This is a genomic window from uncultured Methanobrevibacter sp., from assembly GCF_902769175.1.
Lineage (GTDB): Archaea > Methanobacteriota > Methanobacteria > Methanobacteriales > Methanobacteriaceae > Methanobrevibacter.
Genome location: NZ_CACXNW010000013.1, coordinates 18,291 through 42,223 on the forward strand (window position 1 = coordinate 18,291; position 23,933 = coordinate 42,223).

Consider the following 23,933-nt stretch of genomic DNA (forward strand, 5'->3'; position numbering starts at 1 on the left):
CATATTGTATTTTACAATTATATTTTACAATTATATTTTACAATTATATTTTGCACATTATATTTGCATATTGTATAAATCCTTTTTATTTAATTATTGGATTGCTAAAGAACTTATCTATTAAATTAATTAGTTAACTGTGATAGCATGGAATCTGAGGATAAAAGAGAGGTATTCATTGATACTAACTTTTTTATGATTCCTTTTCAATTCAATGTGGATATTTTAGAAGAGTTTAAAAGAATCTTGCCTAATTACCATTTGGTTACAACAACTTTTCTTATCAATGAGCTTAAGGGCTTAAAGAACAATAGCAAAGGTAAGGTAAGGTTAGCTGCAGGCTTAGGCTTGAAAATCGCTCAGTCTGAAGAGATTGAAATTAGAGAGATTCCTCTAAATGACAATGAATCAGTTGATGATGCATTGGTAAGGGTTTCTAAAGTATTGGCAACAAATGATGCTAATTTAAGAAAAAAAGCTAAGAAAAAAGGAATTGCATTAGTTATATTAAGGCAAAAGAAATATCTTGCAGTTGAAGGTTATCCTGTTTAATTATTTAATTATCAGATTTAGTTTAATTATTTGATTATTAGATTTGGTTTAATTATTTAATTTTCAGATTTGGTTTAATAATTTGATTATTAGATTTGGTTTAATTATTTAATAATCAAATTTAGTTTAATTATTTAATTATAGATTATAATTAACTTTAAATACTATCTTTATTATAATTCTAATTAATATTCATTATTTCATAAAAAATTAGATAAATTATTTTTTATTTAATTTATTAATTTATTTAATTTGTTTAATTAAATTTGACTTAAAAATTTAAAGAATTTTAAATGAATAGATTTAATTGCTTTATTTAAAAATTAACTTATAAAATTTAAATTTCACTAAAAACGAGGGATTATTTTGTATTACATGACAACTATTGAGGGAACTGTAAGAATCCCACCTTACAGATTCGACGAACCTCTTGAAGATGTGGCTATTGAAACTTTAAATGAAGAGTACGTTGGTCAACTTGATAAAAATTTAGGTTTGATGGTCGGTGCTTTCAGCATTGAAGAAATCGGTGAAGGAGTGCTTATTATGGGTGATGGTGCTGCTTACCACAATGTTGTATTCAATGCAATTTTCTTTAAGCCAGAACAACAGGAAATTGTTGAAGGGGAAGTTACTGATATTACTGAATTTGGTGCATTTGTAAGAATTGGACCAATGGAAGGTCTTGTACACGTTTCTCAAGTAACTGATGATTATATTAATTATGACCCTAGAAACGCTTCTCTTTTAGGAAACGAATCTAAAAAGATCTTAACTGAAGGAGACAAAGTCAGAGCAAGAATCGTCACTTTAAGTCTCAAAGGAAAAACCATTAAGGAATCTAAAATTGGTCTTACCATGAGACAGCCTAACTTAGGTAAATTCGAGTGGATTCAAGCTGATAAAAACAGAGCTAAAGAAAAAGGAATGGCTAAGGTGGAAGAATAATGAAAGCTTGTACACACTGTAGTTTATTGACTGAAAAGGAACAATGTCCTGAATGTAAAAACCCTACTTCTAACAATTGGAGTGGACTTTTAATAATCACTGATCCTGAAGAATCTGAAGTTGCTCGAGAATTAGGCATTACAAAACCAGGTGAATATGCTTTAAGAGTAAGATAATTGTTTTTCTTACTTTTCTTTTTTTACTTTCTTTATTACTTTCCTTTTAATTTTTAATTAATTTATTATTTATTTAATTATTTTTTTAGTTATTTTACTATTTTTTTAATTTTAATTATTTTTTAATCTTTTTCAAAAAGTATAAATATTAACTAATTAAACTTATATTTATTGAATGTTTTATTGAAATTAAAATAATTTATTAAATGTTCATTTATTTATATGGGGAATTCTGATGTCTAGTTTAATTGATTTATTTAAAGAGGCTTTATTCTATCCTACAAAAGATTATAAGGCATTGCTCATTTTTGGACTAATCTTTATTATTGCAGATTTGCAATCAATATTCCGTTCATGGCATATTAACGTTAATCCATCAATGATTGCAATATGTGGATTCATTACATTTATCTTTTATTTTGTAATTCAAGGTTATCTTTTAAGTGCCTTAAGGGAAACAATCAATTCAAGTGATGAAATTCCGTCTTTGAGCATCCTTTCGAATTTTATGGATGGATTGCAATTATTGGTTGTCAAAATTGTTTATTATATTCTCCCTACAATTTTCGTATTGTTTGTTGGGTGGGCTTCAGGAACCTTCTCATCATTGATGAAAATTGTAAGATTAGTTGGGCGAGATGTGGTGAACACTACAGTAAATGCTACTGCTATGGCCCATTCAGTTCCTCATGAATATTATGTTGCTTTATTTAACGGCCTTATGATTACTGGGGCTGTGGCATTCATCTTATATATTCTCTTTGAACTACTAACTGAAATAGCAAAGTGCAGATTAGCTAAATATAATGAAATGGGAGAAGCTTTAAAGATTAAGGAAGTTTTCGCTGACATTAAGACAATAGGTGTTGGCAGATTTATTGTATGGTATCTTGCTTTGGTGATAATCACTCTCCTATTTGCTTTCATTATTAGATTTGTTTCTGCCATTCCATATGTTGGCATATTGATTGCATTCTTGATAGGAACTCCATTTATAGCTTTATTTGGTGCTAGAGCTTTAGGAAACCTTTATAATAATGTTGATAAAGATGTATGATTAAAGTTTTCGATCATTTGGAATAATTATTTTTTAATTATTTTTTTCTTATTTTTTTATTTTCACTCATTTTGAATACTTTTTCCTGATTTAAAAAGTCTAACAATGCTAAACTTTATATATCTTAAATTAGATAAATATTAAAGTATAATAATTATTTTACTATATTTTTTTAAAGAATATTAAAATAAAATATTATTATTTTGATTAATTGATAGAAGGTTAAAACTTGTTTGTATTAGATGAAAATTCAATAGGTGAATTTAAAAAACCATTAGGTAAATTGTATGCTGAATTTGAAGATGCAATTCCTATTATTAAGGAAGCTAGTTTTTTAATCTCTGTTGGTGATCAAACCACTAAAAATCTTGTTGATAATGATTTGATTCCTGATTTGGGAATTATAGACAATCGTATTCAACGTAAAGATCATAATCAGGATATTATTCGTACAGAAAACATTTTAGATGCAGATAATCCGGCAGGTACAATTACTGAAAATCTATGGGAAACCATAGAGCAGGCAATTTCTTTAACATTAGAGGATAAGGAAAATCGCCTTATTGTAGTTAAAGGGGAAGAGGATCTTGCAGTTCTTCCATGCTTATTGATTGCACCTGAAGATGCTGTAATATTATATGGTCAACCTAATGAAGGTTTGGTCTTTGTTAATGTTTCTGAAGCTAAAGACAGAGCTGCTAAGCTTATGACTTATTTTAATGAAGAATAATTGGGCTTGTAGTTTTGATATCAATTTATTAATTTAAATTTTTATTTATAATAATTTAAATTCAAACCCAAAAAGAGGTTTTATAATGGAAATCGAGATTTTTGAAAAAAAAGAAAACGTTTTATTTGATAGAACTGAAGTTAAATTTTACTGTTTATATGAAGGAGAAGCTACTCCTAAACTTTTAGATGTCAAAAGCAAATTAATCGCTTTACTCGACACTAAAAAAGAATTAATCGTAGTTGACAGCATTCAACCAAAATATGGTGAACCAAAAGCTGAAGGTTATGCTAAAGTATATGGCAGAGAATCATCTTTATTAGATGTAGAAAAAGCAAGTGTCATTGAAAAGAACAAAGAACCAGAAGCTCCTGCTGAAGAAGAAGATGAAGCGGAAGAATAGATTTGAGGTTTAGGAGGAAATATTATGCCTGATAAAAAAGATTTATACACTGTAGAAGGAGACAAAATCGTAAGGAAAAACCCATTCTGTCCACGTTGTGGTGAAGGCGTATTCATGGCTGACCACGGTGACAGATTCGCTTGCGGTAAATGCGGATACACTGAAATGAAAACTAAATAATCAGTTTTCTTTTCTTTATTTTTTACTTTTTTAACTTAATTAAATAATCTATTTTTCACTTTTTTTATTTATTTTAAGTTTAATTATTTTAGTTGTTTTTTTTGTTATTTTGGATAGTTGTTTCCAATTTTTTTATGTTTATCAAGTTATTTTTTAATGGAAAATTGCTTCTAAAAATATGAAATTTTATTATTCTAACTTTTATAATTTTTTATAGATTAATTTCTTAATCCATTTTTAATATTTATTAATATTTTTTAATGTTTTTTAATAATTGGTGTTATTTATGAATGGGAATGAAAATTGTTCTGATTTTGGAATTTATTCATTAGATTCTGGTTGTCCTTTATCTGAATCTCAATTGAATGTTTATTTGGATGAAAGCGTTAAGGATATGGGAACTTCATACAATATGCCCTTTAAAATTAAGTTTTCCAAGTCATACTCTGCTGAGGAGATTAAGAAAGCAATTTACAAATTAGCTGAAATTTTTCCTGTTTTGTCTGCTAGAATTCTAGTTGATGAAAATAGGATTTCATTTAGATTTGATGGAAAATTGCAGATAAGCATTGGTTCTATAGATGATATAGATTCATTTGTTCAACCTTTTGAACTGGATAAGTGTTTATCCCGATTTTTAATAATTGAAGAGGAATCTATTTTATGCATTGATTGCCATCATTTAATCCTAGACTCTACTTCTAGAATAATATTTTTAAATAAATTATCTGATATTTTAGATGGAACCGCCATAGGCTCTGTAGACGATGGAGTATTAAGACAAAGTGCTTTTGAAGAAAAATTAAGTGAAGATGATTTAAATCAAGCAAAAGAATTCTTTGACGCTATGTTGTCAGATATGGAAGAGGTCTATGATTTGATGCCTTCCATAGCTAAAGATAAATGTGATGGGGAACTTTATTGTGACTTCAATCTGGACTCTGCCTACTTGAAGTCATTTTTAGAAAATCATTCAATCACCTACATCCAGTTTTTCACCAGTGTATTCGCTTATACTTTATCCAGATTCACTGGTTCTCCTAAAGCATTCTTTAATCTTATTGTAAACGGCAGAACACACATGGATTTAAAGGATTCTGTCGGAATGTTTGTACGCACATTACCATTGCTGTTTAATTGCGAAAACCAAAAAATTGGTTCATTCTTAAAATATAACTCTACATTAATAAATTCTGCAATGAAATATGATTTTTACCCATACTCCCAATTAGCCAATGAATATGATTTCTCATCAAATATCCTATTCCAATATGCCTATAACCTAATCTACAACTCTGACGAAAGCAAAAACATAAGCTCTGTTGAAGAATTAGAACATGATAAAGTAGGAGATTTGTCTTTCTATGTTTATAACCATGAAAATTACTTTAAAATCAGAGTCACATATTCCAACAAATATTCTAAAGACCTGATTGAACATTTTGTGGAATCATATAAATCAATTGCAGAAGAAATAATAAATAAAAAATCATTAAATGAGATAAAATATACTATAGATTCAGATTTGAATCTTTTAGACAATTTAAACAATACTGAAACTGAATTAAGGTACAATAATATTTTAGCAGCTTTTAATGATAATTTAAGCAAATATCCAAATAACACTCTTGTAATTGATGACAATGCCAAATACACCTATAGAGAATCTGCCTATTTGATAAATTCATTAAATTCACTATTAAAACAAAATGAAATATCTGAAAATGAAACAGTGACCATTTTCGTAGACCGTAATCATTGGGCATTGCTATCTTCTTTAAGCTGCTTGTCATTAGGAGTAACTTATGTTCCTATAGATGAGAATTACCCAGACAAGCGTATTGCCTTTATGATCAAGCAATCAGATTCCAAAGCAATAATCACAACAGACACTTTCCAAACACGCCTAAAGAATATAAGTGAAGAATTTGAATTAAAAACAGGCATTATCAATATTTCTTCTTTAGAGAATAATACAAGCAAGGATTCTTTAGAAAACCATGGAGACAAGACTGTTTTAAAAACTAATTCAAATAGGGATTATGTTGATTATGTTGAAAACAGCTCAAATGATGTTGCCTGTATTTTATACACTTCTGGAACAACTGGAACACCAAAGGCAGTTCAAATGACCAGATTAGGAATATTGAACCTAATAGAATTCTATATTGGCAGCACAGGATTCACTGAAGAAGATGTTCAGGGAATATTTGCATCTGTAGGTTTTGACGTATCTCTTGAACAATTTGCATCCATATTTACAGGAGGGGCAGTTACATATGTCCCTAACGAAATCCTATTAGACATCAAAAAACTAAATGACTACTTCATAAAACACAATGTAACACACACCCTAATCACAACACAAATAGCAAAGCTATTCGTAAATACAATCTCAAAAACTTCACTAAAATACCTACAAACAGCAGGTGAGAAGTTAGGAGACATAAGACCTCCAAAAGAATATATCCTAAGTGATGTCTACGGCCCAACAGAAGCCAATTACATCACATCAATCGATGTTGACAAAAAGATAGGCAATTCATCAGTAGGATTCCCAAATTGGAATACCAAACTATATATTTTAGACGAGGAACAACGAAGGGTCCCATTAAGTGCTGTTGGAGAAATATACATCTCAGGATACCAAACAACCAAAGGATACCTTGATAATCCTGATGAAAATGAAAAGGCATTATTCCAAAATCCTTTCAATGAAAACCAAAAAGGCTATGAAATAATGTATAAAACAGGAGATTTAGGTCGAATTTTACCTGACGGCAGCATTGGAATCGTTGGAAGGGCAGACTCCCAAGTGAAAATCAGAGGAAACCGTGTAGAACTGTCTGAAATCGAAGTTACAATAAGAAATATTGATCATATACAGGATGGCACTGTCCAAACAGTAAACCATGACGGCAACAATGAACTGTCAGCATATGTAGTATTAGACAGTAAATTTGACGGAAAGATTAAAGATTATATTCAAAATCACATCAGAGAACTTAAGCCTGAATATATGGTACCTGCATTTGTCATTCAACTTAATGAAATACCTGTTAATGCCAATGGAAAAGTGGATAAGAGAGCATTGCCACAAGTAGATTTAAAATCCCTTCGTGCTGAATACATTGCTCCAAGAAATGAAAAAGAAAAAACCATAGTTGAAGCCTTTGAAAAGGTATTCAATCAGGAAAAAATCAGCATATTGGATGATTTCACAGTACTTGGAGGAGATTCACTAAGTGCAATCAAATTAATATCTCACATCCCAGACTATAATGTCTCTGCAGCAGACATCTTAAGCTTGAAGACACCTAAGGCAATTGCAGAAAGCATTGAAAAGAATGAATTTGACTTGGATATCTACTCCTTGGAGAATGGCTGTCCTTTAAACGAGTCTCAATTGAATGTATATCTTGATATTGCATCAGACAGTAAGGTTGATTCATATCTTGTTCAGTTTTCCATGGTCATTTCTAAGGAGTATAGTTCTGAAGACATATTCTCTGCTTTGTATGGCATGTTTGATGCTCATCCCATTTTGGAAATGTCCATAAGTGATGATTTTGAAGTTCCTTACATGGTCAAAGGAGATAAGCCTTCAATTGAGCATATCTCTGGATTTAATAGGGATCATATCATAGAATTCTTATCTGTTCCATTTAATCTAAAGAATAGTCTGTCCAGATATTTGATTGTTGAAACTGAAGATGAATATGTTCTCTTTGCTGTTCTGCATCATTTGATTTCAGATGCTTTATCTTTAGATGTATTTAAAAAGGACTTTAGAGCAATTCTTAAAGGTGAAAAAGTTGGGCTTGATGACTCCTTCTTAAAGGTAGCTGCCTTTAATCATCAAATTCAGGAAACAAAAGAATTTGAGGAAGCTAAATTGTTCTATGATAAGATGCTAGCTGAAAGTGATGATATAATCCTTTTATTAGATGATGTAAGAAGCAATGGTCCAGGATTTGTCCATGATAAATTGAATCTTAATATTGATGGATTTTTAGATGAACATAATGTAAGTGCAAATGTATTGTTCACTAGTGTTTTTGCCTATACATTATCCAGATTTGTTGGTGATGATAAGGTATTGTTTAATATTCTTGAAAATGGACGTAGCAGATTCAATAATTTCAATTCCATTGGAATGTTTGTAAATACCCTTCCATTAGCAGTGGATTGCAGGAACCAGGATGTGGACTCATTTTTAGAATATATATCAGACCTGATTTATGGTGTGATGAAATATAATTTTATCCTTTCAGATTCCTTGCAAATGACTATAATGTCGATTCAAACATAATATTCCAATATTTCCCAAGTTGGCTAAGTGATGATGTGGAAGAGACTGATTATGTCGGAGGCATGATCAGTGAGATTATTGAGGATATGGATGATGTGATAAGTGATATGGTTGCTTACATCTTTCATGGAGAGGATGATTATGAAATCCTTATTGACTATTCAGATAAGTTTTCAAAGGAATTCATTGAGAAATTCATTGAATCATATAAATTGATCTTACATGACCTCATAAAAGTGGATAAGTTAAGTGAGATAAATTACATTTCCACTTCTGATTTGGATTTTTACGATTCATTTAACCAAAATGGCCATGATTTGAAATACGGTAGCATATTGGAGGCATTTAATGACTATTTGTCTAAAGCCCCTAAAAACATTTTGACTATTTCAGATGAAATCAGCTACACTTATGAAGAGTCTGCATATCTGATCAATCAGATAAGATTGCTTTTGGAAGAAAATGGCCTTGATAGTGAAGATAGGGTTGCTGTTTTTGTTGATAGGAATCATTGGGTGATTCTATCTGCTTTAGCTTGCATATCTGAAGGCATAACTTATATTCCTATTGATGGAACCTATCCAAATCAGCGTATTTCATTCATGATTAATCAATCATCATCAAAAGCAATAATCATAAGCGATTCAAATCAATTGCGAACTGAGGATTTGATTAGGGAATATGATTTGGATTTGAAGGTCATCAATCTTTCCTCATTGTCTGATGATGTTGGATGCTCTTCTCATGTTGATTACGTTGAAGAATCTGTTAATCCTGTCGCTTGTATAATATACACATCTGGAACTACAGGCACTCCAAAGGCAGTTCAAATGACTAATCGTCAGATTGTAAACTTTATGCAGTTCTATGCAGATACCTCCGAATTTGATGAAATAAGTGTTCAAGGCATTTTTGTATCAATCGGATTTGACATTTCATTAGAGCTTTTCGTATCTGTATTTGGAGGAGGTGCTGTTACCTTTGTTCCTGAAGATATTCGTTTGGATTTAAATAGGCTTAATCAGTATTACATTAAGCATAATGTTACCCATACTTTTATTACAACTCAGATAGCCAAGCTGTTTGTAAAAACAATATCTGAAACTTCACTAAAATATTTAAGAACCGGTGGAGAGAAATTAGGAAGCATCGAACCTCCTGAGAATTATGTTTTGACTGACCTTTATGGTCCTGCAGAATATAATGCCGTATCTGCAATGGATATAGATAAAAAGATTTATGAGTCATCTGTTGGAATATTGAACTGGAATACCAAAACTTATATTTTGGATAATGAACATAGGAGAGTTCCTCTTGGTGCTGTTGGTGAGATATATGTATCTGGTTATCAGACAACTGTAGGATATTTGGATAATGTGGAAGCAAATAAAAAGGTTTTGTTTGAAAATCCATTTGATGGTGATATTCCAGGATACGAAAGAATGTATAAGACAGGAGATGTGGCACGTTACTTACCTGATGGCACTATGGGAATCGTTGGAAGGCTTGATTCTCAGGTTAAGATTCGTGGAAACCGTGTTGAACTGTCAGAGGTGGAAATCACAATTAGAGGCTTTGATTATGTTGAAGATGTCACTGTTCAAACAATGGTTCATGATGGCAACAAGGAATTGGTGGCATATGTTGTCATGTCCAGTGATTTTGAGGGTAACATAAGTGATTATATTCAAGATAATGTTAATGAGCGTAAGCCTACTTATATGGTGCCTTCATTTGTTGTTACTTTGGATAAGATTCCTTTAACTGTTAACGGTAAAGTTGATAAGCGTTCCTTGCCTGAAGTTGATATGGATTCCTTCCGTGTTGGATATGTTGCTCCAAGCACTGAAGATGAAAGAAAAATTGTTGAAGCATTTGAAAAAGTCTTTAATCAGGAAAAGATTGGAATATATGATGATTTTCTTCGCCTTGGAGGAGATTCATTAATTGCCATTAAACTATTGTCTTATATTGGTGATAATAATCTCACTGCAGCTGATTTATTAAGTCTACATACTCCTCATGCCATTGCAAGCAATATCAATAAGGCCAATAATGAATTTGATTTAAATAAATATACATTAGAATCTGGTTGTCCATTAAATGAATCTCAATTAAATGTTTATTTGGATATTATTGCTCACAATAAAATTGATTCTTATCTTCTTCCTCTTTTAATGGAAATTTCTAATGAATATTCAATTGATGAGATTTTCCAGGCAATAGAAATTGTCTTAGATTCCCATCCTATTTTGTCAATGTGCATTAGCGAGACAGAAGATGGTCCTTATTTAGTTAAAGGAAGCAAACCTCAAATAAGTGTAGAATCCAATGCAAATAGTGAATTTATTAGGGAATTTCTAACAAAACCATTTGATTTGGATAATAGTTTATCCAGGTTTTTAATAGTTGAAAATGGAAATGTATTTAATGGGGATGGAAGTGCTTTAGATGATGCAGGAAGTGCTACAAATAATATTGGAAGTGATTATAAGTTATTTGCTGTTTTCCATCACATAATTTTTGATGCATTATCTGAAAATGTCTTTAAGGCTGATTTATTAGATGCTCTTAAAGGCAAATCCATTGATTTGGATGATTCATTTTTAAAGGTGGCTGCATTTAATCAACAAATGGAAACTTCTGATGAGTATATTGGTGCAAAGGATTTCTATGAGTCTATGCTTGTTGACAGTGAAGAAGCTGGAGTTTTATTGGACAGTGTCATATCTGAAGGTCCAGGAACAAACCATATTGATTTAGATTTGGATGTGGATTTATTCAAGTCATTCTTAACAGATAATGGCCTTAGTGCCAATGTTGTATTCACAGGGGTTTTCGTTTATGCTTTATCCAGATTTGTTGGAAGTGATAAGGTCTTATTCAATATCGTTGAAAATGGCCGTGACAGATTTAATAATTTCAATTCCATTGGAATGTTTGTAAATACATTGCCTCTCTTGGTTGATTGTAAAAACAGTACTGTTTCATCCTTTTTAGATAATATGTCTACATTATTCTATGATGTGGTGAAATATAATTTCTATCCTTTCAGATTGCTTGCAAATGAATATGATATAGATTCAAATATTATTTTCCAATTCTTGCCAGAGTGGGTCAAGGATTATGGATTTAGTGATGATTTCAATTCAGCAGACCTTGAAGATGCCTTGATTGATGGTATGAATGATTTCAATTCAGCAGACCTTGAAGATGCATTGATTGATGATATGGATGATTTAATTTCAGATCTCCTTGTAGAAGTCATTGTCAATGACGATAAGTATAGCTTGTATGTAATGCATTCCGATAGGTATTCCAAAGATTTCATCAAGTCATTTATGGAATCAAACAAATTGATATTGCATGAAATGATGGATGTTAGCCATTTGGCCCAAATCAATTACACTCCAGATGAGGATATCATCTTGTTGGATAGTTATAATAAAACTGAACATGAATTGGATTATGATGATGTTTTAGATGCTTTTAATGATAATTTGTCCAGATATCCTGATAATAAGATTGTATCTATGGATGATAGGATTTACAGTTATGCAGAAGGTGCCTTTATAGCGGATAAGATTGCAGAATCATTAACTGATTTAGGTGTTGGCTTTGATGATTGCGTTGGATTTTTAACAGAAAGGTCTGAACTTTATGTTTTCTCTATTTTAGCCATTATGTCTATGGGGGCGGTTTATGTTCCTTTAGACAATAATTTGCCTGATGAGCGTATTGATTTCATATTGAATGACACTGATTCTAAAGTGCTTATTGTCAGTGATGAGACTTATAGCCGTGCTAAGGATTTGGATAATGAGGTTACTCTCTTAAACATATCACCTCTGATTAATGGGGATATAGGAACTTTATCCTCCCTTCAAGTAAGTTATGGTGATTTGGCTTGTATTTTATATACTAGCGGAACAACTGGCATTCCTAAAGGAGTTAAGATTAGGCGTAAATCCTTGATTAATTTGGTTGAATTTTATCAAAATGAATACCATTTCACTCGAGATGATGTTTATGGGCTGTTTTCTGCCATCGGCTTTGATGTGACTAACTTCATAATAAATTGTGTTATTGCAGCTGGTGCATCTTTAGCTATTGTAGGGGAGGACATTAGGTTTAATATGCTTGAGATGAATGACTATTTCAAAAGGCATGGGGTTACCCATTCATTCATAACTACACAAATTGGAAAATTATTTGTTGAAACTATTGATGAAAGCTCTTTGGATGTGCTGATTATTGGAGGTGAAAAGTTAGGTGAATTTGAAAGTCCAAATGATTATCTTCTTGTAGATGCCTATGGCCCAACAGAAGCATTTACTTTCAACACATCGATTAAAAACTCAGATAAGATAGATTTCTCTTCTGTAGGCTATTTGAACTATAATACTAAGGCTTATATTTTGGATAATGAGTGTAGGCGTGTTCCTACAGGTGCTGTTGGAGAATTATATATTTCAGGATCCCAATTATCTGATGGATACTTGAATCGACTTGAAGAATCACAAAAGGCTTTCAAGGCAAATCCATTTAGCCAAAGCCAAGATTACAGCACCATATATTCAACAGGAGATATGGCAAGATTCCTCCCAGATGGATCTATAGGCATTGTTGGCCGTCGTGATAGTCAGGTAAAGGTTAGGGGAAATCGTGTAGAGCTCTTAGAAATAGAAGCTGTCATAAGGGATATGGACATTATAGATAATGTCACTGTTCAAACCATAAAGAATGGAGAAAACAATGAATTGGTTGCTTATATTGTTTCATCCGCTGATATTTCAGATGAAGAGCTTGAATCTGCTGTTTGCGATAATGTTTCTGAATCTAAACCTGATTATATGGTTCCCTCATTTGTGATAAGGTTAGATGATATTCCTGTGAATGTCAATGGTAAGGTTGATAAGAATGCTTTGCCTTCTGTTGATTTGCATAATTGCAAAATAAGTATTGCCCTCCATCAAATGATACTGAAAAGGCAATTGTAAATGTCTTTGAAAAAGTGTTTAATCAGGAAAAAATAGGAGTGTATGATGATTTTAATAAATTAGGTGGTGATTCACTTAGTTCCATTAAGGTAATCTCCCTATTATCACAAATGGGCATAAAAATTAATGCAAATGTTATTTTAAATTATAGGACTCCTTATAATATTGCTAAATACATTAATGAGAATCTCAAGACCCTTGATGATAATCTTGGTTTTGACTTGGTTAAAAAAGGAGAAACTGATCAGAATATGTTTTTATTGCCTCCTATTGAAGGATTATCTTCTGTATTTCCTCATTTGATTGATAATATCCATTTTGATGGAAACATTTATCTTATTGATGATTTTCAAGTATGATTTATCCTTAGATGAGATAAAGAACACTAATCATGAAGATAATTTGAATTACTATTATGATTCAATCAAAGGCCTATTCCAAGATGGAGATATAATTGTTGGCTATTCATTAGGATGCATTTATGCATCATTGATTGCTGAAAAATTGGAAAAGGATAAGCGAATTGACAAGATTGTATTAATTGACGGAACATTGGATTTTGTCAATGAAGATGAAGATGAGCGAGAGAATATGGTTAATTGGGTCGCTGATATGATTCAAAAGAAATCTTTGATGAATCCAAGTAAGAATATTCGGAAAATGATTAAAAAAATTATTGAAATAAGTTATATTAATTCCTGCTGGAATTTCCATACTCCTAAAATAAACTCACATATAATTTATTTAAGTACTTTGAATTTATTTAAAGAGGAATTAGAGTGTATTTCAGACAATTATGAGTATATTTTAATTGATTCAAGCCATCAGGATATTATTGAAAAGGACTTCGATAAAATATCTCATTATTTCAATTAAATGATTTTTCATTCATTTTTTGGATGTTCATTATTCTCTTTCATTTGTTTTAGATATTTATATAAATTATTAAAACAAAATCTTTATTATAATGCTTAAAAATTAATTTTAATTTAAAGAAGCTTTTAAAATTATAAATTATTTAATTCAATATAGTTAAATTATAAATTATTTAATTTCAACAAAAGATTATTTAATTTATATTTTTTTAGTTTCAATATATTTGTTTAATTTATAAATTTTTTAATTTCAACATAAGGTTATTAATTTATAAATTATTCAAATTCAATATACAGTTTTTAAATTATAAAATGACTAAAATTAATCAGAGTTGATATGATTGAAAATTAGAACTGGCAGACTCGAAAAGGAAATGACCGATGAGGCAGCAGTATACACTTCTTCATTGGAATTTGATAGATTTATCTTTGATGCAGATATTCAATGCAATTATGCTCACACTTCAATGCTTAAGGCTCAAGGAATCATTGATGAGGAAATCGCTGATAAAATCCTTGAAGCATTGGACAAGCTAAGTGATGAAGGTTTTGATGCACTTGAATTTGACCATTCTGTTGAGGATGTTCACATGGCTGTAGAAAACTATGTTACCAAGCTTGTAGGTCCTGAAGCAGGATTTATGCATACTGCAAAGTCAAGAAATGATCAAGTTGCAACAGGTATAAGATTATTGTTGAGAGACAGAATAACTGAAATTCAAATTGGAATTCTTGAATTCATTGAAGGAATCCTTGAACTTGCAAAAGAGCATAAGGAAACAGTTATGATCGGATACACTCACTTGCAGCATGCTCAGCCTGTCACTTTGGCTCATCACTTGATGGCTCATGCACAGGCATTGAAAAGAGATTACCAAAGATTGGATGACACCTATAAAAGAGTCAATCTAAACCCATTAGGTTCTGCTGCAATGGCTACTACAAGTTTCCCAATTGACAGAGACTTAACCACACAACTTCTTGGATTTGACGATTATTTGGAAAATTCTATGGATGGAGTTTCTTCAAGAGACCATATCGCTGAAACTGTATTTGATCTCAGTGCTCTTTGCACTACATTATCAAAGATTTGTGAAGAACTGGTTCTTTGGAGCACTTATGAATTTGGAATCGTCTCAATGGCAGATGAATACTCTTCAACTTCATCAATCATGCCTCAAAAGAAAAATCCTGATGTTGCAGAAGTGGCAAGGTCTAAATGTGCTATTGTAAATGGAGAGCTTGTAACCATTTTAACCATATTGAAAGCTATTCCATACACTTACAACAGAGATTTGCAGGAAATCACCCCTCACTTATGGAATGCCTGTGATGTAGCTTATGACACTTTAAAGATAGTCAATCACATGCTTTTAACTGTCACTTTCAATACAGAAAGATGCTTGGAACTTGCAGGAGCAAACTTTGCTACAGCTACCGATTTAGCTGACATTATGCTAAGGGAAAGAAAAATACCATTCAGAACAGCTCATAAGATTGTCGGAAGAATTGTTAATGAAGCTGTAGCTGAAGGAGTAAACCCAAGTGATATCGATGGTGCATATGTAGACAATGTAGCAGAAGAGCTTGGATTTGAAAAGTTGAATCTTGATGATGAATTGATTCACAATGCATTGAATCCAATTGAAAACGTCAAAATAAGAAACGTTCCAGGAGGGCCTTCTCCAGAAATGGTTCAATTGGCTATTGACAATATGAACATATTTTTAGATAATGAATTTGAAAAGCAAGGAATCTAATTGTTTTTCATTTCAATTATTTTATTTTTTTCAATAATTTATAACTATTGTTAAATAATTAGAAAAGCAGAATAAAAATTTAAAGTTTAAAAAAAAATTTGGTATAGAAAAACTCAAAGTAAAAAACTAAATATGTAAAATGTATAGTAAAAGGCTAAAAATATAAAAAATCTAAGAAAAAATTATTATTATATAATTTTAAATCATTTTAAACTAGAATTCCTAAGTTTTCTAAATGGTGAAACTATGGTATATGATACTTATACTCTTTTAAAGCATATAAACAGAATCAGAGAGGAAATTGGTCATGAAACGGTGGAAATAGACATTAAGGAAGTTTTATTTGACCATGAAACAAATGAATTATGGATTATTACTGATGACCGTCCAGACAAGTCTGCAATTATTGGAAAAGGAGGATGGGTTGTTGGAAGGCTTAGGGAAGAGCTTGGAATAGGAAGCATTCATGTTGAAAGCTATTCTGATTTTCTGCAAAAAGAGTATAGAATGAATCTTTCATTAAAAAAATTGGAGTCCTATATAAAGGATAATCAAAACAAATTGGATTATGGCACTTTGATTGCATTGAATAATTTGATTGACATTTTAAGAATCAAATTGGAAAACTTATATTCATTCAACTTTTACAGCTATTTTAAAGAATTGGAAGAAAGCCCATATAGCTATTTCGAAGCGGAAAAGCCGGTTGCTGTTGTAGCATTGTCTGGAGGAACTGATAGTAGCTTCTCTCTAATATTAGCTAAAAAATTAGGATTTAATCCAATAGCTATTACAGTTGATCCAGGTACAATAGTGCTTCCAAGGCAGTTCAAACAAAACATAGATAAGTTGGTAGCTGATTTAGACGTTTCCCATAAATATATTGAAGTTGACTATGCCGATTTGATTGAAGAGTCATTTACAGGAAGATTCCACCCTTGCGGAAGATGTTCAAAGGTCATTGAAGAGACAGTTTATAGATATGCACTTGACAATGACATTCCGATAGTCATTTTTGGTGACATGTTGGCTACTGGAAGCCAATGCATTACAGAACAATTCCTGACAATTGGTGAAGATATTGAAAGTGGGGAAGATTCTTTAAAAATTGATGAAACTGATAAAATTGAACCAACTGATGTAGATAAGGAAATTGAAATTAATAAAATTATTAGGCTCAACTTACCTGCTTCATTATCCGTGTCAAAATTAGAAAACAAATCATTAACTGTGCATTATAATTTAAACAAATTTAAAGGATTTGGGTGCCCTCTCTTGTATGAAGTTCATAAGAAGTTTCCTCATATGAAAAAGTATTCCATACAGAGAATTTTAAGGGAAACCCGTTCAGGTGTATTGGAACCTGGTGAAGCATTAGACTTGATTTGGAGCTTTTATAATACTGGCTGATATTTAGTGGAATTGATAATAATATTTATTGAATGTTTTTCACTTCCATTAATTTGAAAATTTTTTAATTATTGGGTGAAAATATTTTTTTGTTATTTGAAAACTTTTTAATATATTGAGTAAAAATATATTATTGTAATTTAAAAAATTATTAAGGTGATAATATGAAAAAACATGTTTGTCCACGTTGCGGTTCAAGTAATATTGATTGGATCATTCCACAGGTTTGGTCTAAATGGGTTTGCAAGGATTGTTCCTACACAGGTCCTGCTATTGAAGCTGATGAAGATTTAATCAATGAGATTAAAGCTGATTGGGAGGAAAATAAGGAAAAGTATCTTGAAGAGGAAGATATTAGGGCTCAACGAATATTATCCGGTGAAGAAAAACGTTTAGATGATGAAATGGAATTGGAAGAGGAAGATGAATTAAGTGATTAAGAGCTTGACAAGAAATTAGAGGAATTAGATTTATAAATTCTTATGAAAATTATATTAAATTTTATATACTTTATTAAACAAATTATAATTTGATATATCGAATTTGTAAAATCTTATATTTTTATGAACTTTTATGTTTGAGGTGAAATTATGCCTAGTTTTTTAAATTTACGTGGAAATAACAATGACTCTAAATACCCTAGATTAGTTAGGGAAGGAATTAAATTAGGAGTTAATTATAAAAGATTTAGTAAAGAGCCTATTTTAGGCAAAAACATTTTACTTAGATCCAACACTGTTATTTATAATGATGTAATCATTGGAGATGATTTTAAAACTGGACATAATGTTGTTGTAAGGGATCATACTACAATCGGCAATGATGTATTGATTGGTACAAACACTGTTATTGAAGGTGGATGTGAGATTGGAAACAATGTAAGCATTCAATCCAATGTATACATTCCAAGAAACAGTGTCATTGAAGACAATGTATTCATTGGTCCTTGTGCCTGCTTTACCAATGACAGATATCCTGTCAGAGTTGAATATGAATTGAAAGGACCTCAACTTAGAAAAGGATGTTCTGTTGGTGGAAATACAACATTCTTATCAAATATAGAAGTTGGTGAAGGAGCTATTGTAGCTGCAGGTGCAGTTGTAACCCGTAGTGTACCTCCTTATTACTTGGCTATTGGTACTCCGGCTAAAATCAAGCCATTACCTACTTCATTAAGAGTTCCAAATATGATCTAATTTGGAATCTTTTCTTTTTCTTTTTTTGAATTGTTTTTTTCTAAAAGTTTATATCTTATTTTTTTTAATCTTTTTATAATCGTTAATTTATTCTTTTTTCTTTTTTGAATTGTTTTTTTCTAAAAGTTTATATCTTATTTTTTTTAATCTTTTTTATAATCCTTATTTTTTCTAAAATTATTTATCATATATTTTTAAATATTTTTCATATCGTTAATTTATTCTTTTTAAAAATCTTAATTTTTTAAATTTTTCAAATCTTAATTTTTTAAATTTTTCAAATCTTAATTTTTTAAATTTTTCAAATCTTAATTTTTTAAATTTTTCAAATCTTTTTTGGATTTTGATTTTTTTATTTCTATAATTTTCTTTTTTTAATTAATTTATTTAGTTGAAATGCTTATTTTTTTATTTTTATTTATTTTTTTTAACTATTTAACTAAATATTAATTAATTTTCCTTTTTTTAACCTTAAAGGTTATATATAATAAAAAAGATATAATTTTATGTTATATACTATAATTTTATATTTAAAATATTCTGATTTCTTTCATTTTTTTGTTTAATATTTTAAATAATAGGATTTTATACTAATTATTAATTTAAATTTATTATGGAGATAATATAATGATATTAAAAGAGTGGTGTTCTTATTGCGGTTGTTGCGCAGGTGTTTGTGTAAGAAACTGCATAGAAGTAAAAGAATATTCTTTGGTTTTTGATGAAAACTGTAACAACTGTGGAATTTGTGTAGATGCATGCCCATTAGCAGCATTGGAAATGGAAGAATAGATAGATTGGGGATGAATTATTATGATTAAAACTGATGTATTAGTTATTGGTGCAGGACCTGCTGGTTCCACTGCTGCAAGATTTGCAGCAAAAGGCGGGGCAAAAGTAATTCTCATGGATAAGAAATCTGAAATCGGTGCTCCTAAAAGATGTGCAGAAGGAGTTTCCAAAAGAACCTTTGAAATCTTAGAGCTTGAAGCAGATCCTCATTGGATTACCCAAGAAATTGAAGGTATAAGATTAATTGCTCCTGATGGAACTGATGTATGGCTTACTAATGATGTAGTTGAATTGCCTGAAGCAGGTTACATCTTAGAAAGAAAGGTCTTTGACAAACACTTAGCTATGGAAGCAGGTAGAGAAGGAGTAGAAATCAGAATCAAAACCCAAGCAAAAGGTCTTAAAAAAGAAGAAGACGGATCATACACTGTTACCTGTGAATGTATGGGTGAAGTTTACGACATTAATGCTAAAATCCTTATCGGTGCAGACGGTTCTGAAAGTCATGTAGCTAAATGGGCAGGACTTAAAGCTATCACCAAACCTAAACACATGGAAGCTGGTGTACAGTTTGAAATGTGTAATGCTAAAATGGAAAGAAATTATGTTCTTGAGTTCTACTTCGGTAGCGTAGCTCCTGGTGGTTACTTCTGGCTTTTCCCTAAAGGAGACGATATCGTAAATGCAGGACTTGCTATCATTCCTGAAATGGCTGAAAAATCTGCATATGAATACTTGGTTGATGCTGTAAACAACTGTTATGCACTTAAGGATGCTCAACCTGTTGAATTGAATGTAGGTGGAGACCCTGTTGGCGGACTTGTTAAGGAAATGTACAATGACAACATTATGCTTTGTGGAGATGCTGCAAGCCAAGTTAACCCATTAACCGGTGGAGGAATTACCAGTGGTATTACTGGTGGTAAGTTAGCTGGTCAAACAGCTGCTGAAGCTATTGCGGCAGGAGACTGCTCTAAAAAATTCCTTAAGAAATATGCTGAATTGGTTGACGAAGCTATGGGTCACGTTATGGATAAATACAGCAAAGCTTGTGACTACTTATGGAGCTTAGACGACGATGACTTAAACAGCATTGCTCATGCTTTCAGAGGTCTTGAGTTTACCACACTTGGTACTACTGAACTTGTTAAGGCTTTAATTAAAGTTCAACCAAGTGCAGCTTTAAAATTACGTAAATTGTTCTTATAATTTGGCTTTTCAATTGCCTTTGGCAATGAAAACCGGAACCAAAATTCTTTTCACATAGTGGAAGGAATTTCTTTTTTTATTTTCTATTTTTTTTTAAATTTTTTATTCAGTTTTTATTTTCATTTAGTTTTTTTTTTATTCTTTTTTTATTCAGTTTTTATTTCATTTCAGTTTTTTTATTCTTATTTATTCAGTTTTTATTTCATTTCAGTTTTTTTATTCTTATTTATTCAGTATTAATTTCATTTCATTTTTATTAAATTCTTATTACTTATTTCACTTTTTTTCTAATAATTTTCCTTTATTTTATAAAATAAATGATAAAAGTTAAATATAAATTAAAATAAAGATATAATTAATATAATTAATAAAACATAGAAACTAAATTAATTTTTAAAATTAAATGAGGAATAAATGTCTTATTGATTTTTAAAATAAGAAAATTATTAACTTTTGTGATATTATGATTTTAGTTACTGGTGGGGCCGGATACATTGGGTCCCATGTTAATAAACTGCTAAATAATTCAGGTTATGAGACAATAGTCTTTGATAATTTATCCAAAGGCCATAAATATGCCGTTAAATGGGGTAAACTAGTCAATGCTGATTTAAGCGATACAGAAAAGGTCCGGGAAATATTCCAGGAAAATGACATTGATGCTGTAATGCACTTTGCTGCATTTTCATCTGTAGCTGAATCTGTTGAAGAGCCTGAAAAATACATTCAAAACAACTATGAAAATACCTTGAATTTGCTCCAAGTGATGAAGGAATTTAGAGTAAACAAATTTATTTTCTCATCTACTGCAGCATTATATGGAATACCAAAATCCATTCCAATTACTGAAGAGAATGAATTGAACCCGATCAATCCTTATGGGGAATCAAAATTAATGGTTGAAAATCTCTTAAAGGATGAATCTGATTTCGGTCCTTTAAAATATGTTTCTCTTAGATATTTCAATGCAGCAGGTGCAGACTTGGATTGTGAAATAGGTGAAGACCACAATCCTGAAACTCATTTGATTCCTTTGGTTTTAGATGCAGCAATTGGAAAAAGAGGTAGCATTTCCATTTTTGGAGATGACTATGCCACACCTGACGGCACATGCATAAGGGATTACATTCATGTAAATGACTTGGCAGATGCTCATTTGAAGGCATTGCAATATTTGGAAGAGCCTTTCAATGACAGCAATATTTTTAATTTAGGTAATGGCAGTGGATTTTCTGTAAAGGATGTTATTGAAACTTGCAAAAAGGTTACAGATGTTGACTTTGATGTAAAGATTGAAGAGAGACGTCCAGGAGATCCTGATATTTTAATTGCTGATTCCAAAAAGGCAGGAGAGATATTGAAATGGAAGCCTGAAATTACCAATTTGGAAGACATTATTGAATCCGCTTGGAAATGGCATAAAAAGATTAATCTTTAAGTTTTTATATTTTATTGAATATCTTTCAAAGCTTTAGAAATTGGGGTGTTTAAATGAATAATGATTTTGATGAAAATGATTACGGCTTTAATGATTTTAAAGATGATGAAAATGGTTTCTCAAATGAATTAAATCCTTTTGAATCCAAATTAGTTGACATTCGGATTATTTTGACAAATATGGATTATTTGGAATTAATATCTAAGGCTGTAAGCAATTTCGACTTATCTAATTTTAATGTAAACATCTCTTCAATAATTCCAAGCCGAAATATTGAAGTGGCTAAAAACACCATTGTAGGTGCAGATTTGGTTTTAATAGCTACTGAAAACAACGAGGAAGGCCATCGCCTATATGAAAATCTCAGATCTTCATTAAAAAACGATTTTAATTTCATTGAATATCTAAAGCTTCCTTCACTTGAAGAATTGAATGATTATGAATATGACTATAATGAAGACAATATCTTTGAAGATGAGATTGCAAATTCCATTATTCGAGGAGGATTATACAGCATATCCAATTTGTCTTCAATAAACAATTCAAAAAGATTGTATAATCAAATAAAAACTGATTTTGATAAGGAATCCTTGAAATTTGATAAGATTTCCAAAGAAAACGAGCTTTTAATCAAGGAATCCAATTCATTTAGGGAAAGAAATGAAAAGCTGTCTGAAGAGGTAAAGGCACTTCAAAGGGAATTGGATAAGATCAAATCTGATTATTCAGACTTGAAATCAAGATTTGAAGGTCTTCACAGCAAAAATTCATTGGAAGTTTATTCATTGAATGACTTGTGGTATGATCTCTTTGATGAACATTTATCTCAGGATACCTATAAGTTCATTTTAATCAGTACAGACAATTTCCGCCCTAAAAATCTAATGATTGGCCAAGGAGCCATATGTGCTGAATCCAAAGAGGATGCTTTAGATTGGTTAAAGATTATTAAGACTGCTTTTATCTTATCTGATACAAATAAGCAGGATTTGGATTATAATAATTTTAAAAGCAATTTCAAATTCGAGGAAATTGAAGAATTCGCTCCAAGCCATTCAGAAAACAGGTCAGTATTCGAAGATTTCCCTAGATTTGAAGAGGATAATTCAAATCATGCCGACAATTCCATTTTCAAAAATGAAGATAATGGATTTGATTCTTCCGATGATGATTTCATTTATAATGAAAAATTTGAAGGAAATTCCAATGAAGATGACTTAGATGATATCTTCAATGAAAAATTGAACCAAAAAGAAAGAAACGAAGAAAGCATTAATGTGTTCAATCTCAAATCTCTTAAATCAATGGAAGATGAAGATGATATTGAAGAGGAAATCAGCCGTTATATTAAAGATGATGCTGGTGAAGACCAGTATGTTGAGAATAATGATGGGGAAGATTATGGCTATGACGGTGAAGATGATGAAGATGATGGAGAGGAGGATTACTCTGCATTTTCCAATCTTTGGAGTTAAATATTAACTTTTTTTATCTTTTTTATCTTTTTCATGCCCTTATTTTTAATTAATTTATTTTTAGTTATTTTTTTATCTTTTTCATGCCCTTATTTTTAATTAATTTATTTTTAGTATTTTTTTTGAATTATTTTATTTGCTGTATTTTTATTATAAATTATTTTTTAAATTTTTCATTCATTCATTTTTAAATTTTTTTCTAAAAAACATTATTATTTTTTTTGAATTATTTTATTTGCTGTATTTTTATTATTAATTATTTTTTAAATTTTTCATTCATTCATTTTTAAATTTTTTTCTAAAAAACATTATTATAAATATTAGAAAAATTATAAATATTTACATATGATTTTTAACTTAATTGTTTTTTTTAAGTAAGATTAATATTATATTCATTGAATTATAATTATTAAAAATTTT

General features: G+C 30.5%; 19 protein-coding genes. All 19 read left to right on the top strand.

The annotated features are described in order from the left end of the window. Nucleotides 1–147 precede the first annotated feature (147 nt). The 19 genes from QZV12_RS05630 to QZV12_RS05720 all read left to right on the top strand — a co-directional run bounded on the left by QZV12_RS05630 (nucleotide 148) and on the right by QZV12_RS05720 (nucleotide 23,513). On the top strand, nucleotides 148–552 hold the full coding sequence (locus QZV12_RS05630; RefSeq protein ID WP_295618553.1) for a PIN domain-containing protein: 405 nt from the start codon (nucleotides 148–150) through the stop codon (nucleotides 550–552). 375 nt (nucleotides 553–927) lie between these two features. Further along, entirely contained in the window at nucleotides 928–1,500 is a 573-nt protein-coding gene (locus tag QZV12_RS05635; RefSeq protein ID WP_295618556.1) for a DNA-directed RNA polymerase, read from the top strand. Next, nucleotides 1,500–1,676 carry a transcription elongation factor subunit Spt4 gene (gene spt4 / locus QZV12_RS05640; protein WP_295618559.1) on the top strand — a complete coding sequence of 59 codons (177 nt, stop codon included), beginning with the start codon at nucleotides 1,500–1,502 and terminating at the stop codon, nucleotides 1,674–1,676. Before QZV12_RS05635 ends, spt4 begins: the two co-directional genes overlap by 1 nt. Nucleotides 1,677–1,911: 235 nt before the next feature. Continuing rightward, nucleotides 1,912–2,733 carry a DUF4013 domain-containing protein gene (locus QZV12_RS05645; protein WP_295618562.1) on the top strand — a complete coding sequence of 274 codons (822 nt, stop codon included), beginning with the start codon at nucleotides 1,912–1,914 and terminating at the stop codon, nucleotides 2,731–2,733. A gap of 229 nt (nucleotides 2,734–2,962) precedes the next feature. Next, the gene (locus QZV12_RS05650) at nucleotides 2,963–3,463 is read left to right on the top strand and encodes a GTP-dependent dephospho-CoA kinase family protein (protein ID WP_295618565.1); all 501 of its coding nucleotides are present in this window, start codon (nucleotides 2,963–2,965) and stop codon (nucleotides 3,461–3,463) included. An 85-nt stretch (nucleotides 3,464–3,548) separates the two neighbouring features. Then, nucleotides 3,549–3,866 (top strand): 30S ribosomal protein S24e, encoded by a 318-nt coding sequence (locus tag QZV12_RS05655; protein WP_295618568.1) that lies wholly within the window; start codon nucleotides 3,549–3,551, stop codon nucleotides 3,864–3,866. 24 nt (nucleotides 3,867–3,890) lie between these two features. Next, nucleotides 3,891–4,046, top strand: a complete 156-nt coding sequence (locus tag QZV12_RS05660) for a 30S ribosomal protein S27ae (protein WP_295618571.1) — start codon at nucleotides 3,891–3,893, stop codon at nucleotides 4,044–4,046. A gap of 286 nt (nucleotides 4,047–4,332) precedes the next feature. After that, nucleotides 4,333–8,358, top strand: a complete 4,026-nt coding sequence (locus tag QZV12_RS05665) for a condensation domain-containing protein (RefSeq protein ID WP_295618574.1) — start codon at nucleotides 4,333–4,335, stop codon at nucleotides 8,356–8,358. A 35-nt stretch (nucleotides 8,359–8,393) separates the two neighbouring features. Next, complete coding sequence (locus tag QZV12_RS05670; protein ID WP_295618576.1) at nucleotides 8,394–13,358, top strand: AMP-binding protein; 4,965 nt, start codon at nucleotides 8,394–8,396, stop codon at nucleotides 13,356–13,358. Further along, nucleotides 13,307–13,717 (top strand): phosphopantetheine-binding protein, encoded by a 411-nt coding sequence (locus QZV12_RS05675; protein ID WP_295618579.1) that lies wholly within the window; start codon nucleotides 13,307–13,309, stop codon nucleotides 13,715–13,717. The genes QZV12_RS05670 and QZV12_RS05675 overlap by 52 nt, the downstream gene beginning before the upstream one ends. Then, nucleotides 13,701–14,234, top strand: a complete 534-nt coding sequence (locus tag QZV12_RS05680; RefSeq protein ID WP_295618582.1) for a hypothetical protein — start codon at nucleotides 13,701–13,703, stop codon at nucleotides 14,232–14,234. The genes QZV12_RS05675 and QZV12_RS05680 overlap by 17 nt, the downstream gene beginning before the upstream one ends. A 340-nt stretch (nucleotides 14,235–14,574) precedes the next feature. Further along, nucleotides 14,575–15,993, top strand: coding sequence for an argininosuccinate lyase (gene argH / locus QZV12_RS05685; protein ID WP_295618585.1), 1,419 nt, complete (start codon nucleotides 14,575–14,577; stop codon nucleotides 15,991–15,993). A 246-nt stretch (nucleotides 15,994–16,239) separates the two neighbouring features. Further along, nucleotides 16,240–17,403: a 7-cyano-7-deazaguanine synthase gene (locus tag QZV12_RS05690; RefSeq protein ID WP_295618589.1), complete on the top strand. Its 1,164-nt coding sequence runs from the start codon at nucleotides 16,240–16,242 to the stop codon at nucleotides 17,401–17,403. Between the two features lie 164 nt (nucleotides 17,404–17,567). Next, nucleotides 17,568–17,843 (top strand): hypothetical protein, encoded by a 276-nt coding sequence (locus tag QZV12_RS05695; RefSeq protein ID WP_295618593.1) that lies wholly within the window; start codon nucleotides 17,568–17,570, stop codon nucleotides 17,841–17,843. Nucleotides 17,844–17,993: 150 nt separating this feature from the next. After that, nucleotides 17,994–18,599 (top strand): acyltransferase, encoded by a 606-nt coding sequence (locus tag QZV12_RS05700; protein ID WP_295618596.1) that lies wholly within the window; start codon nucleotides 17,994–17,996, stop codon nucleotides 18,597–18,599. Nucleotides 18,600–19,226: 627 nt separating this feature from the next. Further along, a complete protein-coding gene (locus tag QZV12_RS05705) occupies nucleotides 19,227–19,391 on the top strand; it encodes a 4Fe-4S binding protein (RefSeq protein ID WP_295618598.1) in 165 nt (54 codons plus the stop codon). Between the two features lie 21 nt (nucleotides 19,392–19,412). Beyond that, nucleotides 19,413–20,600, top strand: a complete 1,188-nt coding sequence (locus QZV12_RS05710) for an NAD(P)/FAD-dependent oxidoreductase (RefSeq protein ID WP_295618601.1) — start codon at nucleotides 19,413–19,415, stop codon at nucleotides 20,598–20,600. Between the two features lie 463 nt (nucleotides 20,601–21,063). Beyond that, nucleotides 21,064–22,038 carry a UDP-glucose 4-epimerase GalE gene (gene galE / locus QZV12_RS05715; RefSeq protein ID WP_295618603.1) on the top strand — a complete coding sequence of 325 codons (975 nt, stop codon included), beginning with the start codon at nucleotides 21,064–21,066 and terminating at the stop codon, nucleotides 22,036–22,038. Nucleotides 22,039–22,091: 53 nt separating this feature from the next. Next, complete coding sequence (locus tag QZV12_RS05720; RefSeq protein ID WP_295618606.1) at nucleotides 22,092–23,513, top strand: hypothetical protein; 1,422 nt, start codon at nucleotides 22,092–22,094, stop codon at nucleotides 23,511–23,513. Nucleotides 23,514–23,933 lie beyond the last annotated feature (420 nt).

Excerpts from the sequence above, each read along its gene's own strand:
- galE (WP_295618603.1), top strand. The coding sequence starts at position 21,064 with ATGATTTTAGTTACTGGTGGGGCCGGATACATTGGGTCCCATGTTAAT.
- QZV12_RS05680 (WP_295618582.1), top strand. The coding sequence starts at position 13,701 with ATGATTTTCAAGTATGATTTATCCTTAGATGAGATAAAGAACACTAAT.
- QZV12_RS05720 (WP_295618606.1), top strand. The coding sequence starts at position 22,092 with ATGAATAATGATTTTGATGAAAATGATTACGGCTTTAATGATTTTAAA.
- QZV12_RS05710 (WP_295618601.1), top strand. The coding sequence starts at position 19,413 with ATGATTAAAACTGATGTATTAGTTATTGGTGCAGGACCTGCTGGTTCC.
- QZV12_RS05655 (WP_295618568.1), top strand. The coding sequence starts at position 3,549 with ATGGAAATCGAGATTTTTGAAAAAAAAGAAAACGTTTTATTTGATAGA.
- QZV12_RS05695 (WP_295618593.1), top strand. The coding sequence starts at position 17,568 with ATGAAAAAACATGTTTGTCCACGTTGCGGTTCAAGTAATATTGATTGG.
- QZV12_RS05690 (WP_295618589.1), top strand. The coding sequence starts at position 16,240 with ATGGTATATGATACTTATACTCTTTTAAAGCATATAAACAGAATCAGA.
- spt4 (WP_295618559.1), top strand. The coding sequence starts at position 1,500 with ATGAAAGCTTGTACACACTGTAGTTTATTGACTGAAAAGGAACAATGT.
- QZV12_RS05705 (WP_295618598.1), top strand. The coding sequence starts at position 19,227 with ATGATATTAAAAGAGTGGTGTTCTTATTGCGGTTGTTGCGCAGGTGTT.
- QZV12_RS05700 (WP_295618596.1), top strand. The coding sequence starts at position 17,994 with ATGCCTAGTTTTTTAAATTTACGTGGAAATAACAATGACTCTAAATAC.
- QZV12_RS05660 (WP_295618571.1), top strand. The coding sequence starts at position 3,891 with ATGCCTGATAAAAAAGATTTATACACTGTAGAAGGAGACAAAATCGTA.
- QZV12_RS05645 (WP_295618562.1), top strand. The coding sequence starts at position 1,912 with ATGTCTAGTTTAATTGATTTATTTAAAGAGGCTTTATTCTATCCTACA.
- QZV12_RS05630 (WP_295618553.1), top strand. The coding sequence starts at position 148 with ATGGAATCTGAGGATAAAAGAGAGGTATTCATTGATACTAACTTTTTT.
- QZV12_RS05665 (WP_295618574.1), top strand. The coding sequence starts at position 4,333 with ATGAATGGGAATGAAAATTGTTCTGATTTTGGAATTTATTCATTAGAT.
- QZV12_RS05635 (WP_295618556.1), top strand. The coding sequence starts at position 928 with ATGACAACTATTGAGGGAACTGTAAGAATCCCACCTTACAGATTCGAC.